Source organism: Armatimonadota bacterium (genome assembly GCA_018268395.1).
Taxonomy (GTDB): Bacteria; Armatimonadota; Fimbriimonadia; order Fimbriimonadales; family Fimbriimonadaceae; genus JAEURO01.
Map to the genome: position 1 here is coordinate 226322 of JAFDWQ010000005.1, position 20295 is coordinate 246616.

Here is a 20295-nt window from a genome sequence, read left to right on the forward strand (position 1 = left end):
CAAGGACACGGGGAAGACAAAAAAGGCCCCTGGGTCGATCCCAGGGGCCGTGCAGACCTGACGGTCTGACTCTTGAGGTCTCAGCCTTAGCCGGTGACCTTCATCAGCGCAGCGTCGATGTCGACGCACGGGGCGGCGACAGCGCTGAAGCTGCGGTAGATCTCGACGCGGCCGGCCATCTGGCCACCGGTGCCGACGTACTGGGTCAGCGGGGTGTTGACCGCGCTACCCGTGTAGGTCGCCATCGTCGTGTTGATCGCCGTCTGCGGCAGGACCACGTCGTAACCCGCGTTGTTGTTCGGGTTGTTCGGGTCCTTGCTGAGCAGGAGCTGGATCTTGAACGTGCCACTGTGGACCATCTTGGCCGTGACGACGTAGTCGATCGCGGTCGGGGTGGTCTTGGTGGTGGTGTAGAGGAAGGTCGCGCGGACGATCGGGCTGGTGGCCGAGGTCACGACGAACTTACAGATGCGCCAGGACACGCCGTCAGCCGCGCCGGTGTCGCCGAAGCCGCCCGTGTTGGACTTACCGATGTTGACCGAACCCGTCGTCGGGGCGAGGGTCTCGGTGGTGGCGCCGCCACCCGTGTAGAGCAGCGAGAGCATGCCGCCGATCGGATCGGGGCAGATGCCGAACGTGTAGTCGAACAGCTCGTCAGGATCCGTGAAAGCGGCGTCCAGAGGAGTGTCGTCGTCCCAGATCAGGCCGTTGCCCGGGCCGGACGGGTTGGTCGGCTGGCCGGGGCCCCACAGCATGTTCTGGCACATGCCGACGATGAGGTTGGTGCCGTCATAGTCGCCGTGGGCGATCAGGTACGCACCGTCGCCGTCCATCGGCAACTGGATGTCGATCGCGAACGGGACCATGTCGATGTCGGCGAAGTAGTAGCCGCCGGCACCCAAGGCGCCGAAGGTGAACAGGACGCCGTCAAGGGCGTTGGCCGTCTCGGTGTTCGGGTCGATGCCGTTTCCGCCGGCGCCCGTCGGGAAGTTCTCCAGCGACAGGACGAGCGTACCGTTATCGTTGGTCGCCGCGGCGTTGTACCAGGCGAACATCATGCGGTCGGCTTTCTTGCCGGCCGCGCCCGGGGCGAGCTTCATGTCGTCGAGTCGACCGCCGTTGACGTAAGTCGTACCGAAGAACCAGCGGCTGCCGTAAGCAAGGCCGAGGCCGAGCGTCGAGCAGTCGCGGCCGTACAGACCGTCCGCCGGAGCCGTGTTGTTGGGGTCGGCGTCAAACGTGAACTCGCAGCCGTCGAACGCGATCGTCGTCGAGGCGGCCGGGCGCTGCATGTTCTCGTTGTACTTGTGCCACTGGCCGAGGCTCAGACCGATCACGTTTCCGTTGCGGACCGTGACTTTGGCCTTCGCCGCCGCGATCGGCTTGACAAGCTGACCGGGCCCAGTAAGCTGCAGGTGCTTCTGCGCATTGGCGGCAAGAGCGAGGCCTGCAATCGCCAAGGCGGATAAGATCTTCAAGCTACTCTTCATAGCGCGTATATCCTATCACGAGAACCCCTCTCAAGGGGCGGGTGCGCCACCCGCAATTCGGTCTTTCCCGGCAATTTCAGCAATGTTTCAGGCAAAATTGCCAGGCTCGGTCTCCGGTAGGATGGCACTTGATGAAGAGCGTCGTCGTCATCCCCGCACGGATGGGCAGCACCCGTTTCCCGGGTAAGCCCTTGGCCGACCTCTGCGGACGCCCGATGGTGCAGTGGGTGTACGAAGCCGCGCTGGCCTCGGGAGCCGCCGACGACGTCGTCGTGGCGACGCCGGACGAAGAGATCGTCGCGGCCTGCGCGTCCTTCGGTGCCAGGGCCGTCTTGACGTCCGACGCCCATGTGACGGGGACGGACCGAATGGCCGAAGTCGCATCGATGACCGAGGCCGACGTCTACATCAACGTGCAGGGCGACGAACCCCTCATGGACCCTGCGTCCATCTCGGCCTGTGTCGCCCCGATGCTCTCCGATCCGTCGATCGAAATGGCGAGCGTCTATTGCACGTGCGAGGAGTCGGAACTCGACGATCCGGCCGTCGTCAAGGTCGTGACCGACCTCCGGGGGTTCGCCCTGTACTTCTCGCGTTATGCCGTGCCGTACCCCCGGAACCCGCGGGCCGAAGCGGTGAAGAAGCACATCGGGCTCTACGCGTGCCGGCGGGACGCCTTGACCCGGTTCTCGACGTGGCCCATGGGGACGTTGGAACGTGCGGAGAGCCTGGAGCAGCTCCGGTTCATGGAGAACGGGGTCAGGATCAAGATGAGCCCGGCCGCCGGGACCGAACTGGCCGTCGACACGCCCGAACAGGCCGAGCAGGTCCGGCAGATTTTAAGCCGACGGGCCCGCCCTATCGTCTAAACTAGGGCCGGTGTCGGGCCGATCGGTCCGAAGCCGTTGGGGAACGACCGCGCGTGGCACTGCCTGATTCGAAGACCGGCTCGGACGGACCGACAGGCGAAGCCTGGCCTTCGTTCTTGGCGTCGGTCCGCGAACGGCGTCCCGAAGCCGACGTGGCCAAGATCGAGTCGGCCTTCCGCCTTGCCGAATCCGCGCACAAAGGCCAAGAACGGATCAGCGGGGAACCGTACATCGCGCACCCCCTCGAAGTCGCCAGGATCGTGGCCGAACTCCGCATGGACGACGACACGATCGTCGCCGCCTTGCTCCACGACGTCCTTGAAGACACCAAAGTCACGATCGAACAAGTCTCTTCGAAGTTTGGGCCGGAGGTCGCGCACCTGGTGAACGGTGTCACGAAGCTCCGGACGAACATCGGCAGCGACGCGACCGAGCGTCAGAAGGCGGCCGCAGAGTCGAACTGGGCCGCCGAAAGCCTCCGCAAGATGCTCCTCGCGATGGCGCAGGACGTCCGGGTGATGGTCATCAAGCTCGCCGACCGGCTTCACAACATGAGGACGATCGGTGCCCTCAAACCTGAAAAGCAGACCCGGATCGCCAACGAGACCTTGGACATCTATGCGCCGCTCGCGGCCCGTCTCGGCATCTGGCAGATCAAATGGCAGCTCGAGGACCTGGCGTTCAAAGTCCTCCATCCCAAGGAGTTCCAGGAGATCAGCGAAAAGGTCGCGAAATCCAGGACGCAACGGGAGTCCGAACTCGTCGAGGCGACCCGCGTCCTCCGCCGTGCCCTCGACGCCCGCGGGCTCCAGAACACCCAGATCGCGAGCCGTCCGAAGCACTTGTTCAGCATCTTTAACAAGATCGTCAAGCAGGGCGTGCCGTTCGAGGAGATCTACGATCTTCAAGCGATGCGCGTGATCGTCGAGGAGCATTCGGAGTGCTACCTCGTCCTCGGCATCGTCCATGAGCTCTGGCTCCCGATGCCTGGCCTGTTCTACGACTACATCGCCATGCCGAAGCCGAACGGCTACCAGTCGTTGCACACGAAGGTCATCGGTCCGGGGGGCGACCCGCTCGAAATCCAGATCCGGACTCAACCGATGCACGAAGTGGCCGAGTTCGGCGTCGCCGCGCACTATTCTTATAAGGAAGGTCAGGCGTCGGCCGATCCCGGCGGTTTCGAGACGCTCCGTCGCCGGCTCTTCGACTGGACGACGGACACGCGCACGTCCAGCGAGTTTCTGCGTACGGTCTCGACCGACCTCTTCAGCGAGCAGGTCTTCGTTTTCACTCCAAAGGGCGACGTCATCGACCTGCCCAAAGACTCGACGACGGTCGACTTCGCCTTCCGGGTCCATACCGACCTTGGACTGAAAACGGTCGGAGCCCGGGTCAACGGCGTGATGGTTCCGCTTTCGACCCGCCTTCAGAACGGCGACGTTGTCGAACTCGTGACAAGGTCCAACGCCCAACCGAGCCTGGACTGGCTCGAGTTCTTGAAGAGCGCCGACGCCCGGTCCAAGTTGCGGACCTACTTCCGCAAGCGGAACAAGGCCGACAGCACGGCTCGTGGAAAGGAAGCGATGGAGCGGGGCCTCCGGCAGGCGGGGATCGAGCCGAAGCAGATCTTGGGCGACGAGCGGATGAACGAACTGGCGAAAGAGTTCAAGAACTGTGAGAGCGGTCAGGACGTCTTCGCAAGGATCGGCGAGGGCCTTTTGAGCCTTCAAGGCGTCATCGAGAAAGTCAAGACCGTCCTCAAGATCCAGCAGCCCGAAGCGTTGTTCAAAGCGCGGACGCCGGCGAAGGAGGCGACGGTCGTCGAGGGCGGGATCGACAACGTCATGTTCCGCAGGGCGAAGTGCTGCGGCGCGATCCCGGGCGAGGACGTGATCGGTTTCGTCACAAGGGGCAGGGGCATCATCATCCACGGTCGAAGCTGCTCGAACGCGCTCAGGCTCATGGAGACGGAGTCCGAACGGCTCGTCCCCCTCCAATGGCCGTCGGACGGGAAGACGTACGCGGTCGACCTGAAGATCTTGACGTTGAACCGCACGGGGCTCCTCATGGAGGTGTCGACGATCTTGGGCGAGTCCAAGGTCGACATCCTCGGAATGAACGTCCGGACGTTGCCCAACCAGACGGCGGAGATCGACGCCACGGTCGCCGTACGGGACGTCGCCCAACTCCAGTCGGTCATGAACAAGATCGGCAACGTCCACGACGTCATTTCCATCCTGAGGAAGTACGGCGGCTGATGCGGGCGGTCGTGCAAAGAGTGACGTCGGGCCGGGTGACCGTCGACGGCCGGGTCGTCGGTTCGTGCGGACCGGGGTTCGTCCTGCTGGTCGCGGCGGGCCGCGACGACACGGTCGCCGAAGCCAAGAAGCTGGCCGACAGAGTGTGGGGAATGAGGGTCTTCGCCGATGCTGAGGGCAAGATCAACCTGAACCTTCGCGACCGTGAGGCGCTCGTCGGAGCAGACCTGGAACGAGCCAACGTCTTGGCCGTCCCGAACTTCACCGTCTATGGAGACGCGACCCAAAGGCGGCCGAGCTTCGGGGCGTCGGCACCGTTCGAACAAGGCAAGGGCCTGTTCGATGCTTTCGTCACCGGACTGGTGGAGCTTGGCGCGCGCGTGCAGACGGGAGAGTTCGGGGCCGACATGCTCGTGGACATCGTTAACGACGGTCCGGTCACCGTCATCGCCGAGTCTTAGGCAGGTGACAGCCCGAGTTCGCCGGGCCTGACGCCGAGCCGTCGCTCGAGGACCGCCAGGCACTCCGCGGGATCGACCGTCGTCAACGGAAGCCGGGGGGCAGCGTCGTCGATCACACCGAGGGCGGCCAGAACGGCCTTGTTCAAGGCCGGCTGGGGACCAGCCCGCACCACCTGGACGACGGGCGCGACAAGATCGATCAGAGACCCGCGTTGCGTCGCGTCTTCGTCGACGAGCCGGGCGAGCCAACGGGGAACGACGTTCGCCGCGCCGCTGATCGTGCCTGTCCAGCCTGAATCGAGCGCGTCGGGCAGAAGGGTCTCGTCCCCGACGAAGAGGACATGCCGGTCACTGAGGACCGATCGGTACGCGGCCAGGTTGGCGGACTCGCCGCTACTGTCCTTGACGCCGGCCAGGTTCGGGTGCCCGGCGAGACGGGACAACAACCCCGGTGTGAGCGTGATTCCCGTCATCTTGGGATAGTTGTAGGCGATGACCGGGATCGGCGAGGCGTCAAGCAGTCGTTCGAACCAGGCCGCGACGCCGTCCTCGGTCGCTTGTCGGAAATAGCCCGGCGGCATGACGAGCACGGCGTCGGCCCCGTCTTTGTGCGCTTGGACCGACAGCCATTCCGCTTCCGGAAGGCTCGGGGTCGCGATGCCAAGGATCAACCGGAGCCGTCCCTTGGACGTCGCCGCCGTCCGGATCAGATCGCGCTTCTCGTAGTTGGAAAGGGACGGGCCTTCTCCGTTGGTGCCGGCCAGGACGACTCCGCGACAGCCTGCGGCGTCGAAGTATGCCAAGAGCTTGGTCAGAGAAGCGGTATCGACACGGCCTTGCCCGTCGAAGGGCGTGACCGCCGCGGGATAGCAGCCTGCAGGGAGGACCGGCACCCGTCAAGTAAACCCGGAGCACCGTAAGAGTTGCGGCTCCAGAGCCCGCCGCTATACTCAATAGTATGGGGACCGCTTACATTCCCGTCGTCTTGACGGCATTGTCGTGCGTCGCAGGTCCGGTATTCGCGCAATCCGGAACCGGATTCGAGACCTTCACGAAGAAGGAACCGATCGCGGTGTCGCGCGCCAGACTGTCCGGTTCGAACAACGGCCGCTTGCAGTTGAGCTGTGGGCCCAGAAAGCCTTATATCCAAGACATGGTCCATGTCGCGAGGTCGACCGAGATCGCGTTCGACGCTTACGAGTTCCTTTTCGACCCGGTCACGGGAAACATGAAGCCTACGGACGGCCTTTACGGCACAGATTGCGGGAAGGGATCGTCAAGGGCCCTGCACAACGGCGGGCTTCCGGCCGGTTTCACGTACAACGACATGAGGACGGTGCCTGGCCTCGACGGCGGACGGGCCGACAGGGTCGGAGTCTGCTGGTACGAGGGACAGGACTCCGTCAACCTGGCCCTTCTCTTGGTGACGACTGAGAACTGGGTGCAGTTGACCCGGGGAAACCCGAACATCGATCGACAGGACATCGACGGCATCGTGGCGGAATTCGGCCCGATACCTGCGAAGACCGGCTATTACCTTGGGGACATCGATCTGGCTTCAGTCGGTCTTGGGATCGATCTGCCGAGCTCGAGGAACGGCGGCTACATGATCGCGTTCGGCGACTACGATCCGGTGACTCAGACGTTCGCGCTCGGATACGGAAAGCCCTTGAACTGGGGGCGAAAGGCCGGAAACCCTTGCGCACCAGAGCTGAGGCCCTATTGGAGCGACGAAAACCCCGTCGACGGGCAGTTCACGTCCGATGAGTACATTTCGTACAGTACGAACTGTCCGGATCCTCAGGGGCCGATGCTCGCCCTCCTGTACGACCCTGAAAGTCCCCGCGACGAAATCGTGCGACCGACGTCACAGCGCGTCGAATTCGGAAAAGTGACGTCGGGCAGCTTTTCGAGCCTGTTGGAGGTCGACGGTACCATCGAGCGCGTCTGCCGGTTCGTCGTCCCGGCCCGCTCGGGCGTTTTTGCCCGTATCGAGCTCGACTTCCGTCCCGTTTCGACCGACGTCGGACCCATGAAGCTCGTCGCGTATGCCGCGGGAAGCCAAGCGGGGAACTGCTACCTGGCTCTGGAACTGTGGAAACCAGGTGTGGGCTACGTGACCGTCCGCGAGCCGCGCTTCCTTTACACGGACCTACAGGCGGTCTCAGGCGAAGTCGCGGACGGACGTTCCTTCATCGACGGCTCGGGGAACGTGCGGGCAAGGCTCATCGCCTCCCGGTTAGGCAACACGGTCCAGACGCCTTGCGTCAGTTTGGACGGCGTCCTTCTCAGGATCGAAAGGGAGTGACCCTGAGGTCACTTCTTGCTGACTTTCCGCTTGCCGCCCGGGCCGAGTTCGACCGCGACCGCGCCCTCGTCGAACACGGGGCGGAACTTGACGCGCCTCTTGAGCTCGCCGCCAGAAATCGTGCTCCAGTTGACGCGTTCGAGCGTCCAGTGCCAACCGATGTCGGTCGGGGAGAACAGGAATTCGACGCCTTCCTCCAAGATGTCGGCCAGGAGGGTCTTCAAGTCTTCTCGGTCGCCTACGAACTTCGCGCCCGCCAACTGGGACGGTTTAAGGTGGACCTGGAGCGTCACGGCTTCCTCGACTTCGGCCGCCGTCGCCTTTTTGGGCTTTTCGACCGGGCCGCCTTCTTGAAGCTGGGCGACTTCGGCGAACAGCGACTTGGTCAGACCGGCATGGTCCTCGGTCGTCCATTCGTACTCGATCCCGTCGTGACAGGCCTTCGCGAACTTGCCGGACTCGATCAGGGCGGTCGCCACAAGGGCGACGTCCGTCGGCTTTAAGTTCTTGTAGGCCTTTCTAATGGCGTCGAACGTCAGTTCAGGCTTGGTAAGGTTACAGGTGATCAACGTCTGGGATGACCTCAAGGCCGCAGGCCGGGTGCCCGGGCCATAATGCGTTGCATTTTACCGTATCCGGGTTCAGAGTCATGAGACGCACAGCACAATGGGTATTCGCCGCGGCGTTGGCCGCCTTCGTCATCGGTTGCAGCCCCCAACCGGCCGACAGTTCGGGAAGCACGTCCGGGCCCTCCTCTGACGGTCGACCGTCCGACGGATCGAAGCCCGTCAAGGTCGGGATCGTCTTCGACACGGGCGGCCTGGGCGACAAGTCGTTCAACGACAGCGCCTGGAGGGGCATGCAGCAGGCCGAGAAGGAACTCGGGGTCACCGTCATGAAGGTCGAGAGTTCCAAGGTCAGCGACTACACGCAGAACTTGCAGAAGATGGCCGACGAAGGCGCCGGCATCGTCATCGGGGTCGGGATCACGATGCGGACGGCGCTCGAACAGGCCGCGGCCAACAGTCCGCAGACGAAATTCGTCAGCATCGACGGGGAGCCGTTGCCCGGTCTCGAGAACGTCCGGACGATCCAGTTCAAGGAGGAAGAGGGCAGTTTCCTCGTGGGCTACGTCGCCGGCCTTGTCAGCAAGACCGGGAAGTGCGGGTTCGTCGGCGGCATGGAGCTACCTCTCATCAAGAAGTTCCAGTACGGGTACTTGGCGGGCTTCATGACGGCCCGGAAAGACGGCACGGCGCTTCCGGCGAAATACGTCGGCGACTGGGTCAACCAAGACAAGGCCAAAGTCGCGGCGGAACTTCTGTACGGTCAAGGCGCGGACGTCGTCTACCATGCGGCCGGAAAAGCCGGGCTGGGCGTCATCGCCGCCGCCAAGGACAAAAACCTGTGGGCCATCGGTGTCGACAGCGACCAGGACGACGTCGAGCCGGGTCGGGTCCTGACCTCGATGATCAAGCACGTCGACCTTGGCGTTTTCGAGGCTGTCCGTGATTTCAAAGAGGGAAAATTCACGGGCGGCGCCAAAGTCTATGACCTGAAGTCGGGGGGCGTGAGCACGTCCGACTTCAAGAACACCAAGGACGCGGTCGGGGCCGAAAACCTCAAGAAGCTGGACGACATCAAAGCCAAGGTCGCGTCGGGCGAGATTTCGGTCCCTTCCGACGAAGCGTCCTACACCTCGTTCTTGGCGACGCTGAAGTAATCCGGTCAGGGGCCGGACTCAGGGGCGCACGGGCATGACGGGCCGCAAGGTCCGGACGCCGGTGCGTCCTTTTTCGTGTCGTCCGCCTTTTTGGCCTCGGCTTTCGGAGCGGAAGAGCCGGAATAGTCGTTGATATGGAAGCCCGAGCCCCTGAACATGACGGCCGTCGGCTGGATCAGCCTTTTGACGGTGCCTTTGGCGCCGCAGCCGCAGTCTTTCAACGGGTCTTCGGTAATGCGTTGGTCGACCTCGAAGGTCTTGTCACAAGCGGAGCATTCGTACACGTAGGTCGGCATGGTCGCTGTTCTCTAAGGGAATGCTAATAGGACGACCGTCCGCATCGGACGGCCACTGAGCGGCCATTGTGACAGAATGAGCCCAGCCCGGCTCGGACCGCCGGGCGTTTCTGCTTCCATGTACGGCCAGACTTTCGCTTGGGGCGACCTCCCCGTCATCGGTCTCCTTTTCATCTTGGAAGGTTTGCTCTCGGCCGACAACGCGCTCGTGTTGGCGATCATGGTCCGGCACCTGGACGGGTCGAAACAGAAGAAGGCCCTCAATCTCGGTCTGGGGATGTCGTTCGCGTTCCGGGTGATCGCGATCTTGTTGGCGACGTGGGTCATCCGGTTGTGGTGGCTCCAATTGATCGGCGCGGCTTACCTCCTGTTCTTGCCCGTCAAGCACTTTTTGCACAGGGGGCCGGAGGGGAAGGAGCGTCCGCGTTCGAAGGCGGGATTTGCGGCGACGGTCGTGGCTCTAGGCGTGACCGACGTCGCCTTTGCCGTCGACAGCGTCCTCGCCGCGGTCGCGACCGTGCCCCAGCACGACAAGCTCTGGATCGTCATCGTCGGGGCTTTGCTCGGCGTCGTCTCCCTCCGGTTCGCGTCGAAGGCGTTCCTCGTCCTCTTGGCCAAGTATCCTGCCCTCGACCATGTCGCCTATCTGCTCGTCGGATGGGCGGGCGTCAAGCTCTTGTTCCTTTCAGGGCACACCTTCGAGGAAGCGGTCCCTGGCGTGATCCCCTTCGTGATCCCGGAACTGCCCGCGCTCGTCTTTTGGGGCGGCCTTGGTCTGATCGCTGCGGTCGGTGCCCTGGTCGCGTTCAAGAACCCCGAGAAACCCATGGAGTCCCGCGACTAGGGACGGTATCCTCGGCCCGATGTCCAAGCTTAAAGTCGGTGTGATCGGCACCGGCATGATCGGCCGCCTCTGCCACATTCCGGGATACAACTCCCTTCCCGACGACTGCGAGATCGCCTGGCTGTGCGATATCAAGCCCGAGGCCTTGGCGAAGGGCAAAGAACTTGCACCCGGCGCGAAGACGACGGCCGACTACAAGGACCTTCTGAACGATCCGGAGGTCGTCGCGGTGTCGGTCGCGACGCCGAACATCCACCACCGGCGGCACACGATCGACGCCCTGGAAGCCGGAAAGCACGTCATCTGCGAGAAACCGCTGGCGATGAACGCGTCCGAAGCGAAGGACATGTGCCGCGCGGCAAAGGCGAGCGGCAAGATCCTTCAGGTCGCGCTCCAAATGCGTTTCGGTGGCGGCGCGGCGTTCATGAAGCGCTATATCGACAAGGGACACATGGGCGAGGTCTATTACGCCCGCGCCCAGGCCCTTCGACGGCGCGGCGTTCCGCACTGGGGCGTGTTCATCGATAAGGCACAACAGGGCGGAGGCCCCTTGATCGACATCGGCGTCCATATCCTCGACTTGACGCTGTTCCTCATGGGCTATCCCAGGCCGGTAGCTGCGAGCGGAAAGACGTGGAACATGCTCGGTACAGACCCGAAGATCGTCAATCCTTGGGGCGATTACGACCGTTCGAAGTTCACGGTCGAGGACATGGCCGTCGGCCTGATCCGCTTCGAAAACGGGGCCATGGTCACCTTGGAGAGCTCCTTTATGGCGAACATCAAGGACGAGCTGTTCCGGACCGAGCTGTTCGGGACGAAGTCAGGAGCCCTCGTCAAGGGTCTGGGCGACGATCCGATCGAGATCTACACGGAGGTCGACCAGATGCTTTTCGACATGACGCCCAAGAACGTCGCCGACGTGCCCTCGTCGCACGTCGCCGAGGTTCAGGAGTTCGTCCGTACGATCGCGGCAGGCAAACCCTCTGTCGTCCCGGGCGAGCAAGGATTGATCTTGAACGCGGTGTTCGACGCGCTGTACAAATCGAGCGAGACCGGTAAAGAGGAACCTGTCGACCTGTCCTATTAAGGACACAGGCGTCCGGTGGCGCGTACCGACAATGACAAGGATGGCCGTCCGCCCGATCAGCCTGTTCCTCGTCGCCCTCGGACTGACCGTTGGGTGCAAGTCGAAGCTGGCGAACGGAGCCGAGGCCTTGGAACTTCCTGTGACGCCTGACGCGACCGAGCGCGAGATCGAGTTCGAAGGCGCGGGCGGGGTCAAGCTGGTCGGGACCCTGATGGTCCCGGCCGGCGCCCTTGACCGCAGCTACCCGTGCGTCCTGCTGCTCTCCGGCAGCGGGCCGACGGACCGGGACGGCAACCAGCCGATGCTCAAGACGGACACGTTGAGGCAAACGGCCGTCTGCATGGCGGCGGCCGAAATCGCGACCTTCCGGTTCGATAAACGGGCGGTCGCGACCTATGCGTCTCAATGGCCTCACGATGCCTCCAAGTACGGACCGTTCTTCTCGTGGTCCAACCATGTCGCCGACGCCGTTGCGGCCTGGAACGCGATGCGGAAGAACGGCCTTGTCGACAGGGCCCATTGCGGCCTTCTCGGCCATAGCGAAGGAGGCGTGGTCGCTCTCGCGATGGCGGAAAGGGTGAGGCCGCTGGCCATCGTCCTCGCGGCGACTCCTGGACGGCGTCTGGACGAGGTCGTACGCGACCAACTTTTGGAGCGGTTACCCGGCCAGGTCGGGCCAGACCGTGCCAAGGCCCTGCTTGCCGAAAGCGACCGGATCAATGCCCGCATCCAAGCGACGGGAAGAGTGCCTTCCGATGTCCCGCCCGAACTGCGGGGCCTGTACAACGCGAGCGTCGGGACGTATTGGAAGCAACTTTCACGGCTGGACCCCAAGGGGCTCCTCCGGCTCTATCGCGGCCCCGTCTTGATCGTGAACGGCGAGACGGACGTACAGGTCGATCCGGTACGGGACGCCAAAGCCCTCTACACGGCCGCCCAAGACCGGCCCTCCGGAACGAGCGACATCAAAGTCCTTCCTCTCAGCAGCCACAACTTTAAACCCGTCAAGTCGGACAAGGATCCCGGGTTCGAAGGCGAGATCGTGCCCGACTTCGTGGAGTCCGTACAAGAGTTCTTCGTGCAGCGGTTGGGAGGCAAAGTCCCCGACACCCAGACCGAAGTGGACTGACCGTCCGGAAGTCCCGTCCCGCGCGTCGCGTGCCTTATAATTTGATGAACGTCTAATTAGATGGCTGACAAAGTATTCAAGGCCTTGGCCGATCCGACGCGGAGGAAGATCCTCCGGATCTTGAACGAGGGCGACAAGTCGGCGGGCGAGATCTCGGACAGGTTCGAGGTGACCGCCGCGACGATGTCGCACCACTTCAACGTCCTCAAAGACGCGGGTCTCGTCCAGGCCAAGAAGAACGGGACGTCGGTCATCTACAGTCTGGACACGACCGTCATCCAGGACGTGATGTCGGTGTTGTTCGAAGTGTTCGGACAGAAGACGGAGGTTCAAGAATGAGACTGCGGACCCTGTTCCTCGGCGGTACCGGCATCGTCCTGCTGACGGTGCTCTATACGGCCCTAATGTACGCCCGTTTGCCCGAAAGCATCGCCACCCATTGGGACATCCACGGGCGAGCGGACCAGTTTTCGCCACGGTTCTGGGGGGTCGTCTTCGGCCCGATCGTCCAAACGGGGATGCTCCTCCTGTTCCTCGTGCTGCCCTCATTGTCCCCGGAAAGGGCCAGATTGGAGGCGTCCGGTGACGTGTACGGAAAGGTCTGTCTGACAGTCGTCGCGTTCATGGGCTTCGTCCAGGTCCTTATCGTCCAATCGGCGCTCGGCATGACGGACACGGCGAAGTGGATCGTTTGTAGCGTCTTAGTGTTGTTCGGTTACATCGGCAACATCATCACGAAGGCGAGGCGGAACTACTTTATGGGGATCAGGACGCCCTGGACCCTGGAGAGCGAGGACGTTTGGAACAGGACGCACCGCCTTGGGGGAAGGCTCATGGTCGCCGGCTCGATCGTCGGGCTCGTCCTGGTCTTCACCAACGCCCCGCTGTGGTCGGTCTTCGCCGTCATTCTCGTCGCGAGCCTGTGGCCTGTCGTCTATTCGTACCTGATCTATCGTCGGTCGAGCCGTCCTTACGGACTCTGATCACCGTCCCGCAGGCCCGAACCGAGACAGGAGCCGGGCGGGGAGCCCGGGATCGAGGACGAGCCAGAGGGACAGCGTTCCGACGACGGCCCAGAACGCGGCGACCACCAGCGGCGGTCCGAGGACGCAACGAGTCCCTCTTTCGCCTTTGATGGTGGCAAGGACGTAGAAGACGGTCGCGGCAAAGGCCGCCACCGGCAGCGCGAACCTGCCGCAAACGAGAGCGACCGTCGCGCACTTGCAGAAGGTGAACGCGATCCCTTCGTAGACTTGGCCGGGAGTCTTGGTCGGGCCAGTCGTCACTTCTTTCCGGACCTCACGATCATCACGATAAAGAATACGGGAAGGAGGATGCCGAGCAGGCTGAGGACGGTCCAGACCGCATCGGTCCGCGTTGGCGACGTTCCGGCACTGAGGCCGGCCAACAAGAGGAAGCAACCTCCCATCAAACCTGCGGGCAGTCCGACAAGGACGAGCAGGACGACCCACAAGGCGACCAAACCGCCTGTCGTCCGCCCCCAGCCGCAAACGGAGCACGAGGCATTGCCGATCGGGATGGAGTTGCCGCATTTCGGGCAGACGCGGTCGGGCGGGGGGATCATGGCTTCACCTGTCGTCTTTCAACCTGTCGCGAACGAACCGCCATTTTGAACCTTACGACTTTCTGGCCCTGTTCCAGGACCGTCGCCGTACCGAGCGACATGGTCCGAAAAGTACGCCTGGGGTTTCGGCTACAGAAGGGGCATCCGTCCTCCTGAGGGACAAGGGTGCTTCCGCACCGGTGGCAGCGTTCATTCGACCGGCTCAAGGGAACGCCTCCTTCGGACGGTATGGACGATCAAGAACGCAGCGCCGGCCAGCGCCGTCTGAAGGGAGGCGAGCTGCATGGCACCGAACGGTCCGAGGAGGTGGTCGCGATCGCGGAAAAACTCCTGGCCGAAGCGTCCGAGTCCCCAAACGGCCAAGTACACATGAAACGACGCTCCCGGATAGGGCGTCCGGTTACGGACAGCGAGGAGCCCGATCGTCAGGGCCGCCGCGAACGCCGCCGAATACAGCTGGGCGGGATGACGGTCACATCCGCCTTGGTGAACGCTCCAAGGGCCGTCGAACGGGCCTCCCAGGCAACACGGGTTCAGGAAGCATCCGATCCGACCGACCGCCTCGCCAGCCGCCAACGCGGGCGCGACGGCGTCGCCTAACGACGACTTTAAACCAAGCTTCGCCTTGACCGCTTCGAAGCCGATCCAGCCTGCCAAGATCCCTCCGAGAAGGGCACGCCCACCGGCGGAGGGGTCGAGCGCCGTCGGGGCCGCGCCCTGGACGAAAGCCTGGGTGACCTTGGCTCCGACGATGCCGCAGACGAACGTGACCACGGCGAGCAAGACCGTGTGGTCGGCCCGAAGGCCCCGGCGACGGGCAAGGAGCCAGAAGACGATGGCCCCGGTCGCATAGCCCAGTCCCGTGAACACCGCGCCGGCCGTCATGTCACGGTCCTGAGCGGCGTGAGCCCGTCCCGGTCCGGAAAGTCGGTCGATTCCGGGAAGAGCCACCTCCAGCAGAAGGGTGTCCGACGGGGGTCTTCTTCGAACGAACCCGTGTGGACGCAGCACTGCCGGATGCGGGCTTCATGGAACGTGTGCGCGTCCATGAACATCTTGACCGTCATGCGGAACGTTCGCCGAGCGAGATCGGCGATCATCGCTTCGGCTTTTTTGGCCTGTGCCAAGCCGAGGAGTTCGACGACTCCCGGGACACACCCGCACAGGCGGAACAGGTCTCCCGCTAAGGCCAGCGACCCCGTCTTTTGCGATTCGGAGAACACCCGGGCCAAGGCTCCGTCCCGAACGAGCGCTTTGACGGCGTCGGACGCGTCTTCGAAACTGATCGTATTGGCGGCAAGATGGATCCAGCTCTTCAGCTCGTCGCGTCCGATCGTGTCCGGTAAAGACTTCCAAGCCCCCTGTTTGTCCTTCAAGTAGTAGGCGATATCGCAACAGTCGCGATGCGAACAGGGAAGCGGGACGAAATCGACCGCCTTGACGGCCCCTTCGGTCTGGCGTTCCAGTCGTTTGAGGACGCCCGTCGGCGTCGCTCGGTCCATGGGGTCGATCTCGTCACTGCGACCAGACCCGAAAACCGGCTGGAAGGCAAGGCCGACACAGGACGGCGTCGACATCGCCAGACGGGCGACTTCGCCCACCTCGTCTTCGTTCACGCCCCGTTTGACCGTCATGACCAAGGTCGTCGGGACGCCGGTTTCGCTCAGCCGCGCCAGGGCCGCGAGCTTTTCGGAAGCCAAGTCCTGACCTCGGAGCGCCAGATAGGTGGAGGGCCGCAGGCCGTCGAACTGCAGATAGGCTTCGACCCGGTCTTTGAACCGGGCGAGCTGGACGGCGAAGCCATCGTCTCGGGCGATCCTGCGGCCGTTGGTGTTGAGAAGGATCCGGGTCACGGGCTTTGAGGCGGTCGATTCGAGGATTTCTCCTAGGTCGCGCCGGACGGTGGGCTCTCCACCGCTCAACATGAGGACGCCCAGCCGTCCGGCCTCTCGGTCGGTCACGGTATCGATCGTCCGGCAGATCTCGTCGATCGACGGCGTCTCGATCGGTGGCGCCGCCGATCCAGGGGGCAGGGCCGAGGCGTAGCACGTCGGGCAATTCAGGTTGCAGTGTTCCGTGACGTTGAGCAAGAGGATGCACGTGTGCTGGCCGTGTCCGGAGGGAAGTCCGTCCTGGTAGCCCTCGGGAAAGGCTCGGTCGTTTCCCGGTCGGTCGGGAACGACCGTCGACGTCGGGGCCGACCAACCGTGACGGGCCTTCCAGAGTGCCGAGTCCTCCTCGTACAGGCTTTCGGTCTCTCCGTGCTCGCTGCAAAAGCGACGCATCCACACGGAGCCGTCTCGGCTGACCAACATCCCGTCCTTCCATGTCCTCGGGTCGTCGGGACGCAGGATCCTGGCGGCTGCGCACGCCGGGCACACGGTCTTCGTGTACTCTTCGATCACGTACGGGCGGAGGGGAAGGGGCATGTCGGTTCGGTCGCCGTGCGTCTTAACGGATCAACGCCGTCCGGTCGTCCAGACCGGGACCGGTCCGATGCTTCGGGTCGGTCCCCTCCGGAGCGCCACGCATTATGGACAGGCCTTCCCCCTGAAAAACGACAGAAATCCGCCTATAATTGCCCCATCATGCAACGTTTCAGGTCGCTTCTGGTGTTCGTCGGCGCTTTCGCCGCGACGGCCGCGTGGTCCCAGAACATCGAGGGCGTCACGTTCGCCAACAAGCCCGGCCAGGTCTTCGCCCCGTTACGACAGACGTGCCAGAGCCTCGGCCTCGTCGTCGAGTGGGACGATACGACGAGCGAAGTCGTCGTCGGGGAAAAGCGCTTCAAAGAGCGCGATTTCCGGACGTTGTTCGATGGGACGAAGCTGGTGCCGTTACGCGACCTCGAGAAGTTCGGCGTCACCGTCCACTATGACGACGGCTCCGATTCGGCCGTCTTGTCCTACCAGGACAAAGAAACGACCGTCAGTTTGGGCCAGAAGCGGGTCGAGATCAGCATCGACGATCAGACCCTGCGGGCGTGGCAAGGCCAGATCTTGGTCATGGAGACGAACGTCAGCACCGGCCGACGAGGGCACACGACGCCGAAGGGCAGCTTTAAAGCCGGTCCTGTCAAGACGCGCATGCACTATTCGCGCCTCTACGACAACGCTCCGATGCCGTACAGCGTCCAGGTCAACGGCGACGTCTTCATCCATGGCTATCACAGCGTGCCGAAATATCCGGCTTCGCACGGATGCATCCGGATGCCGCTGTACGGTCGGAACGCCGCCCGGTACTTCTTCGACTGGGTCGACAAAGGAACCCCGGTCGATATCCTGGGGGACTTTGCCGAGGTCTCGGCCAAGTCCGGTAACCACTGATAGGCCCGAGGCCCGTACGGCACCAAGTTGGCCCATAATGGGGGGTCATGCTGTGGAGCAGGCTCCGATGGCCTTTGTTGCCCGTCGCGGTATGGGCGTGCGGGTGTGACACCGGCCCAGAAGCGGTCAAGCCCGAACAGGCCCGCGCCTATATCCAAAGCAAAGACCGTCCTGCGTTTCCGGTGCCCAAGACCACCGCTGACGCCGAGAAGATCGGCATCCCAGTCTATCCGGGCTCCGTATTGGGCGAAGGCGAGAACTCGAGGGTCGACGACCGCTCGTTCCACCGCACGTACTTCGTCAAGATGTACGCCCCGGCCGTTCCTTCCGAAGTCGCCTCGTTCTACTTCAAGGGCCTCAAGCAGTCTAAGAAACTCGGGGGGTCCGAAGAGCAGCAGATCGTCGGGCGGAGCGCGGGCGGGGACGAGATCGACGTCCGGATCGGGCCGGCTGCCGACAAGACCAAGTCCCTCGTCATGGTCTGGATGTCTCAGAGCAAGTAGCCGGACGCACGCTCCAGTCCCCACGGTCCCTGTCGTGCCAGTTCCGGACGTCGCCGGACTCCCGTGAGGCTAGAAGCACTTCGAAATCTAAATCGGCGACCGTCACCGCCTCGACGCCGTGAGGCGTCTCGGCCAAGACGGCGTCGTCCGGGAAGGGCCCGACGGGAGGCGTCAGGACGGCGGAAGATCCGACCGCGCTCACGACCGGTTCACGGCCGAGCGATCCGACCAACGACGCATGGACGACGAACACCTGGTTTTCGACGGCTCGTGCCCGGCAGGACGTCCGGACGCGTCGGAACCCGTGAGCCGTTTCCGTGTAGGCCGGAACGGCTTGGACGAGGACGCCGGATTCGGCCAAAGCCCTTCCCGAGGCAGGGAACTCAGAGTCATAACAGACCGTGACGCCGAGCCTGGGGTCCGGCAACGTGCGGAGGCCGCGACCAGGCACCAGGCCCCAATCGTCGTCTTCGAACCGGGTCAGGACGACCTTCGGCAGGTCCCAAGTGACCGACCCGTCCGGGAAGGCCACGATCGCGCGGTTTTCGATGCCTTCTGGTGTCCTCACGAACAGCGTCCCTCCGACGATGGTGCAGTGTCGGTCGGCTGCAAGGGCACCGAAGAACCGGACCGTCTCAGGCGCGAAGTCGGCGAGGTATCCAGCGATGTCCTTCTGCTCCAAGTCCGGCCGGCCGCCCAGCAGTTCGAGACAGGGTAGTTCCGGCAGGACGATCAGGTCGGCACCGGCGCACCGGTCGACCAGGCGTTCGGCATGGGCATGGAACTTGGCCAAGTCGCCGGTCGGCTCGACGCTCCAAGTGACGGCCGCGACCCTCACGGCCGCCACTCCAGCACGGCCGCCGCGTCCCCGGACTCCTCGTCGTCCATGTGCCCCTCGACGACCTTGACGAACGACAGCCCGTACCGTAGGAGCGGCGTCATCGTGCGGTCCTTCGTCCGCCCTTTGGCCACGGCCCGGGCGTACAGGACCTTGTCGCTGTTCTTGTTCGCCACCGACCACTCCCGCCAGTCCGGTAATCGGCACGCGGTCCCGAACCGGGTCAACCCCAGCCGTCGCACGAGGTCGAACCGGGCTTCGTACAAGGCCCGGCCGATGCCTCGCGCCCGAAAGTCCGGATGGACGCTGATGTCCGCCCCGAACAGGGTCGATCCCGCAGGGTCGTGGGCTGTGAACAGCCGCCCGCCGGTCGTCGACTCCCAATCGCCGTGCCGCTGCCAGGCCTCCTCTAGGACGATCAGGCTGCTCGCGCTCCCGACCACTCGACCGTCTTCCAAGGCTACGAACTGGCCCTCTGGGAACACCTCCAGGTGCCGTCCGATGTCTTCAGCCGTCCACAGAAGCGAGGCGGGGAAGGGGTGCGGAAAGCACGATCGCTGTAGGCCGACCACCCCGCCCACGTCGCCCGTCTCCAAGGTGCGGACTTCCACGGCCTGAATTCTGACTGGAACCTGCAGGCGCCTTTGTGACGTACACTGGATCACGATGCCCTCCGCAGTCGTCGAACTCCTGAAAGGCCACAACGCCCCCGTCCGGCTCGTCCGGCCAGGCCCCCAAGGCTTGACCGTCACCGGCGACACCGAAATGGGACTTTGCCTCTGGCAGGGCCGGGAACTCGTTGATCGACGCGACTTGCGGTCCATCGATCCCAGGCGTAGGCCGATCGACCGCATCCGGTCCGCCGCCTTCTCGCACGACGGGCGCCACCTTTACCTCGCCTGTGGTTCCCGCCTCGTCGCGACCAAGACCGCTACCGGCGAGGAACTCTGGGACTACAAAGCGCCGGAGTTCATCCCCTTCCAGCTGTCCTCGCCGATGGACGTCGTCGTCGAACCGTCCGGAACCCTCGTCGTCCCCTTCGACAACGGCACGTTCGAGCGCATCTCGCCCGAAGGAAAAAGACTCTTGCGTAAGCGCGACAACGACAGTCCGAACTGGATCGCCTCGATGGGGACGGACGCCATGATCGGCTGCGACGGCTATCACGTCTGCCGATGGCGACTCCAGGACGGCGTCAAGATCGCAAAGTCGCGCCCGTTCGACCACGCCTTCGACTTCGCTTACTCGGACTCTTCCGGAGCCGCTATCGTCCGTGACGCCAGCGAGGTCGTCCTCTTCGAGCCCGACGGCCCCAGCCTGCCTTACAGGATCGGCGTCCGACCTGGGGCGCCCCACGTCGCCGCGTCGCCGGACACGCCACGGCTTGCGTTCGTCGACGGCAACGAAGCCGTCGTCGTCTCGACCCGGGACGAGGCCACGGCTCGGGTCGCCGCCGACGAACCGCCGCTCGTCAGCTTGGCTTTCGGCAGCCGAGGAGACTTTTACACGGGCCACGCCGACGGCGGCGTCCGAGTCTGGGAAGTGTAAAACCTCCACGGCCGGCGCGCCGTA

At 63.8% G+C, this 20295-nt stretch carries 23 protein-coding genes; 13 read left to right on the plus strand and 10 right to left on the minus strand.

The features are described from left to right. Nucleotides 1-86: 86 nt before the first annotated feature. A complete protein-coding gene (locus JST30_10740) occupies nucleotides 87-1478 on the minus strand; it encodes a hypothetical protein (protein MBS1714800.1) in 1392 nt (463 codons plus the stop codon). Nucleotides 1479-1621: 143 nt separating this feature from the next. Between JST30_10740 and kdsB the strand changes: the two genes are divergently transcribed. From kdsB to JST30_10755, 3 genes are read left to right on the plus strand one after another with little or no spacing between them, the layout of a single operon-like run. Next, entirely contained in the window at nucleotides 1622-2359 is a 738-nt protein-coding gene (gene kdsB / locus JST30_10745) for a 3-deoxy-manno-octulosonate cytidylyltransferase (GenBank protein ID MBS1714801.1), read from the plus strand. A gap of 53 nt (nucleotides 2360-2412) precedes the next feature. Further along, a complete protein-coding gene (locus JST30_10750; protein ID MBS1714802.1) occupies nucleotides 2413-4620 on the plus strand; it encodes a bifunctional (p)ppGpp synthetase/guanosine-3',5'-bis(diphosphate) 3'-pyrophosphohydrolase in 2208 nt (735 codons plus the stop codon). Then, the gene (locus JST30_10755) at nucleotides 4620-5081 is read left to right on the plus strand and encodes a D-tyrosyl-tRNA(Tyr) deacylase (GenBank protein MBS1714803.1); all 462 of its coding nucleotides are present in this window, start codon (nucleotides 4620-4622) and stop codon (nucleotides 5079-5081) included. The genes JST30_10750 and JST30_10755 overlap by 1 nt, the downstream gene beginning before the upstream one ends. Here JST30_10755 and JST30_10760 read toward each other — a convergent pair. Continuing rightward, nucleotides 5078-5974, minus strand: a complete 897-nt coding sequence (locus tag JST30_10760; protein ID MBS1714804.1) for a dihydrodipicolinate synthase family protein — start codon at nucleotides 5972-5974, stop codon at nucleotides 5078-5080. The two genes, JST30_10755 and JST30_10760, sit on opposite strands and share 4 nt — an antisense overlap. 65 nt (nucleotides 5975-6039) lie before the next feature. Between JST30_10760 and JST30_10765 the strand changes: the two genes are divergently transcribed. Then, nucleotides 6040-7389, plus strand: a complete 1350-nt coding sequence (locus tag JST30_10765) for a hypothetical protein (GenBank protein MBS1714805.1) — start codon at nucleotides 6040-6042, stop codon at nucleotides 7387-7389. Nucleotides 7390-7397: 8 nt separating this feature from the next. Here the strand turns inward: JST30_10765 and JST30_10770 are convergent, their stop codons facing one another. Further along, on the minus strand, nucleotides 7398-7958 hold the full coding sequence (locus JST30_10770; protein ID MBS1714806.1) for a hypothetical protein: 561 nt from the start codon (nucleotides 7956-7958) through the stop codon (nucleotides 7398-7400). 80 nt (nucleotides 7959-8038) lie between these two features. Here JST30_10770 and JST30_10775 point away from each other — a divergent pair, with 80 nt between their 5' ends. Continuing rightward, complete coding sequence (locus tag JST30_10775; GenBank protein ID MBS1714807.1) at nucleotides 8039-9112, plus strand: BMP family ABC transporter substrate-binding protein; 1074 nt, start codon at nucleotides 8039-8041, stop codon at nucleotides 9110-9112. 5 nt (nucleotides 9113-9117) lie between these two features. Here JST30_10775 and JST30_10780 read toward each other — a convergent pair whose 3' ends face one another. Then, entirely contained in the window at nucleotides 9118-9408 is a 291-nt protein-coding gene (locus JST30_10780) for a zinc ribbon domain-containing protein (protein MBS1714808.1), read from the minus strand. A 76-nt stretch (nucleotides 9409-9484) separates the two neighbouring features. Between JST30_10780 and JST30_10785 the strand changes: the two genes are divergently transcribed. Genes JST30_10785 through JST30_10805 form a run of 5 tightly spaced genes read left to right on the plus strand, consistent with a single transcriptional unit; the run spans nucleotide 9485 to nucleotide 13454 of the window. Further along, nucleotides 9485-10252, plus strand: coding sequence for a tellurium resistance protein TerC (locus JST30_10785; GenBank protein MBS1714809.1), 768 nt, complete (start codon nucleotides 9485-9487; stop codon nucleotides 10250-10252). 19 nt (nucleotides 10253-10271) lie between these two features. After that, nucleotides 10272-11342: a Gfo/Idh/MocA family oxidoreductase gene (locus tag JST30_10790; GenBank protein MBS1714810.1), complete on the plus strand. Its 1071-nt coding sequence runs from the start codon at nucleotides 10272-10274 to the stop codon at nucleotides 11340-11342. Nucleotides 11343-11382: 40 nt separating this feature from the next. Beyond that, nucleotides 11383-12471, plus strand: a complete 1089-nt coding sequence (locus JST30_10795; protein ID MBS1714811.1) for an alpha/beta fold hydrolase — start codon at nucleotides 11383-11385, stop codon at nucleotides 12469-12471. A 60-nt stretch (nucleotides 12472-12531) separates the two neighbouring features. After that, complete coding sequence (locus tag JST30_10800) at nucleotides 12532-12810, plus strand: winged helix-turn-helix transcriptional regulator (GenBank protein MBS1714812.1); 279 nt, start codon at nucleotides 12532-12534, stop codon at nucleotides 12808-12810. Beyond that, nucleotides 12807-13454, plus strand: a complete 648-nt coding sequence (locus tag JST30_10805; GenBank protein ID MBS1714813.1) for an SdpI family protein — start codon at nucleotides 12807-12809, stop codon at nucleotides 13452-13454. The genes JST30_10800 and JST30_10805 overlap by 4 nt, the downstream gene beginning before the upstream one ends. Here the strand turns inward: JST30_10805 and JST30_10810 are convergent, their stop codons facing one another. The 4 genes from JST30_10810 to JST30_10825 form a co-directional block, all read right to left on the minus strand. Continuing rightward, the gene (locus JST30_10810) at nucleotides 13455-13757 is read right to left on the minus strand and encodes a hypothetical protein (protein MBS1714814.1); all 303 of its coding nucleotides are present in this window, start codon (nucleotides 13755-13757) and stop codon (nucleotides 13455-13457) included. Continuing rightward, complete coding sequence (locus tag JST30_10815; protein MBS1714815.1) at nucleotides 13754-14056, minus strand: hypothetical protein; 303 nt, start codon at nucleotides 14054-14056, stop codon at nucleotides 13754-13756. The genes JST30_10810 and JST30_10815 overlap by 4 nt, the downstream gene beginning before the upstream one ends. A gap of 189 nt (nucleotides 14057-14245) precedes the next feature. Then, entirely contained in the window at nucleotides 14246-14941 is a 696-nt protein-coding gene (locus tag JST30_10820; GenBank protein MBS1714816.1) for a prolipoprotein diacylglyceryl transferase, read from the minus strand. Next, a complete protein-coding gene (locus tag JST30_10825; protein MBS1714817.1) occupies nucleotides 14938-16485 on the minus strand; it encodes a radical SAM protein in 1548 nt (515 codons plus the stop codon). Before JST30_10825 ends, JST30_10820 begins: the two co-directional genes overlap by 4 nt. A 159-nt stretch (nucleotides 16486-16644) precedes the next feature. Between JST30_10825 and JST30_10830 the strand changes: the two genes are divergently transcribed. Next, nucleotides 16645-17382: a L,D-transpeptidase family protein gene (locus JST30_10830; protein MBS1714818.1), complete on the plus strand. Its 738-nt coding sequence runs from the start codon at nucleotides 16645-16647 to the stop codon at nucleotides 17380-17382. A 47-nt stretch (nucleotides 17383-17429) separates the two neighbouring features. Further along, nucleotides 17430-17885, plus strand: a complete 456-nt coding sequence (locus JST30_10835; GenBank protein ID MBS1714819.1) for a hypothetical protein — start codon at nucleotides 17430-17432, stop codon at nucleotides 17883-17885. On the opposite strand, the gene JST30_10840 is transcribed toward JST30_10835, so the two are convergent. Beyond that, nucleotides 17857-18723, minus strand: a complete 867-nt coding sequence (locus JST30_10840; protein MBS1714820.1) for a hypothetical protein — start codon at nucleotides 18721-18723, stop codon at nucleotides 17857-17859. The genes JST30_10835 and JST30_10840 overlap by 29 nt on opposite strands. Beyond that, nucleotides 18720-19334, minus strand: coding sequence for a GNAT family N-acetyltransferase (locus tag JST30_10845; protein MBS1714821.1), 615 nt, complete (start codon nucleotides 19332-19334; stop codon nucleotides 18720-18722). The genes JST30_10840 and JST30_10845 overlap by 4 nt, the downstream gene beginning before the upstream one ends. Before the next feature lie 55 nt (nucleotides 19335-19389). Here JST30_10845 and JST30_10850 point away from each other — a divergent pair, with 55 nt between their 5' ends. After that, complete coding sequence (locus JST30_10850; protein ID MBS1714822.1) at nucleotides 19390-20271, plus strand: hypothetical protein; 882 nt, start codon at nucleotides 19390-19392, stop codon at nucleotides 20269-20271. Nucleotides 20272-20295 lie beyond the last annotated feature (24 nt).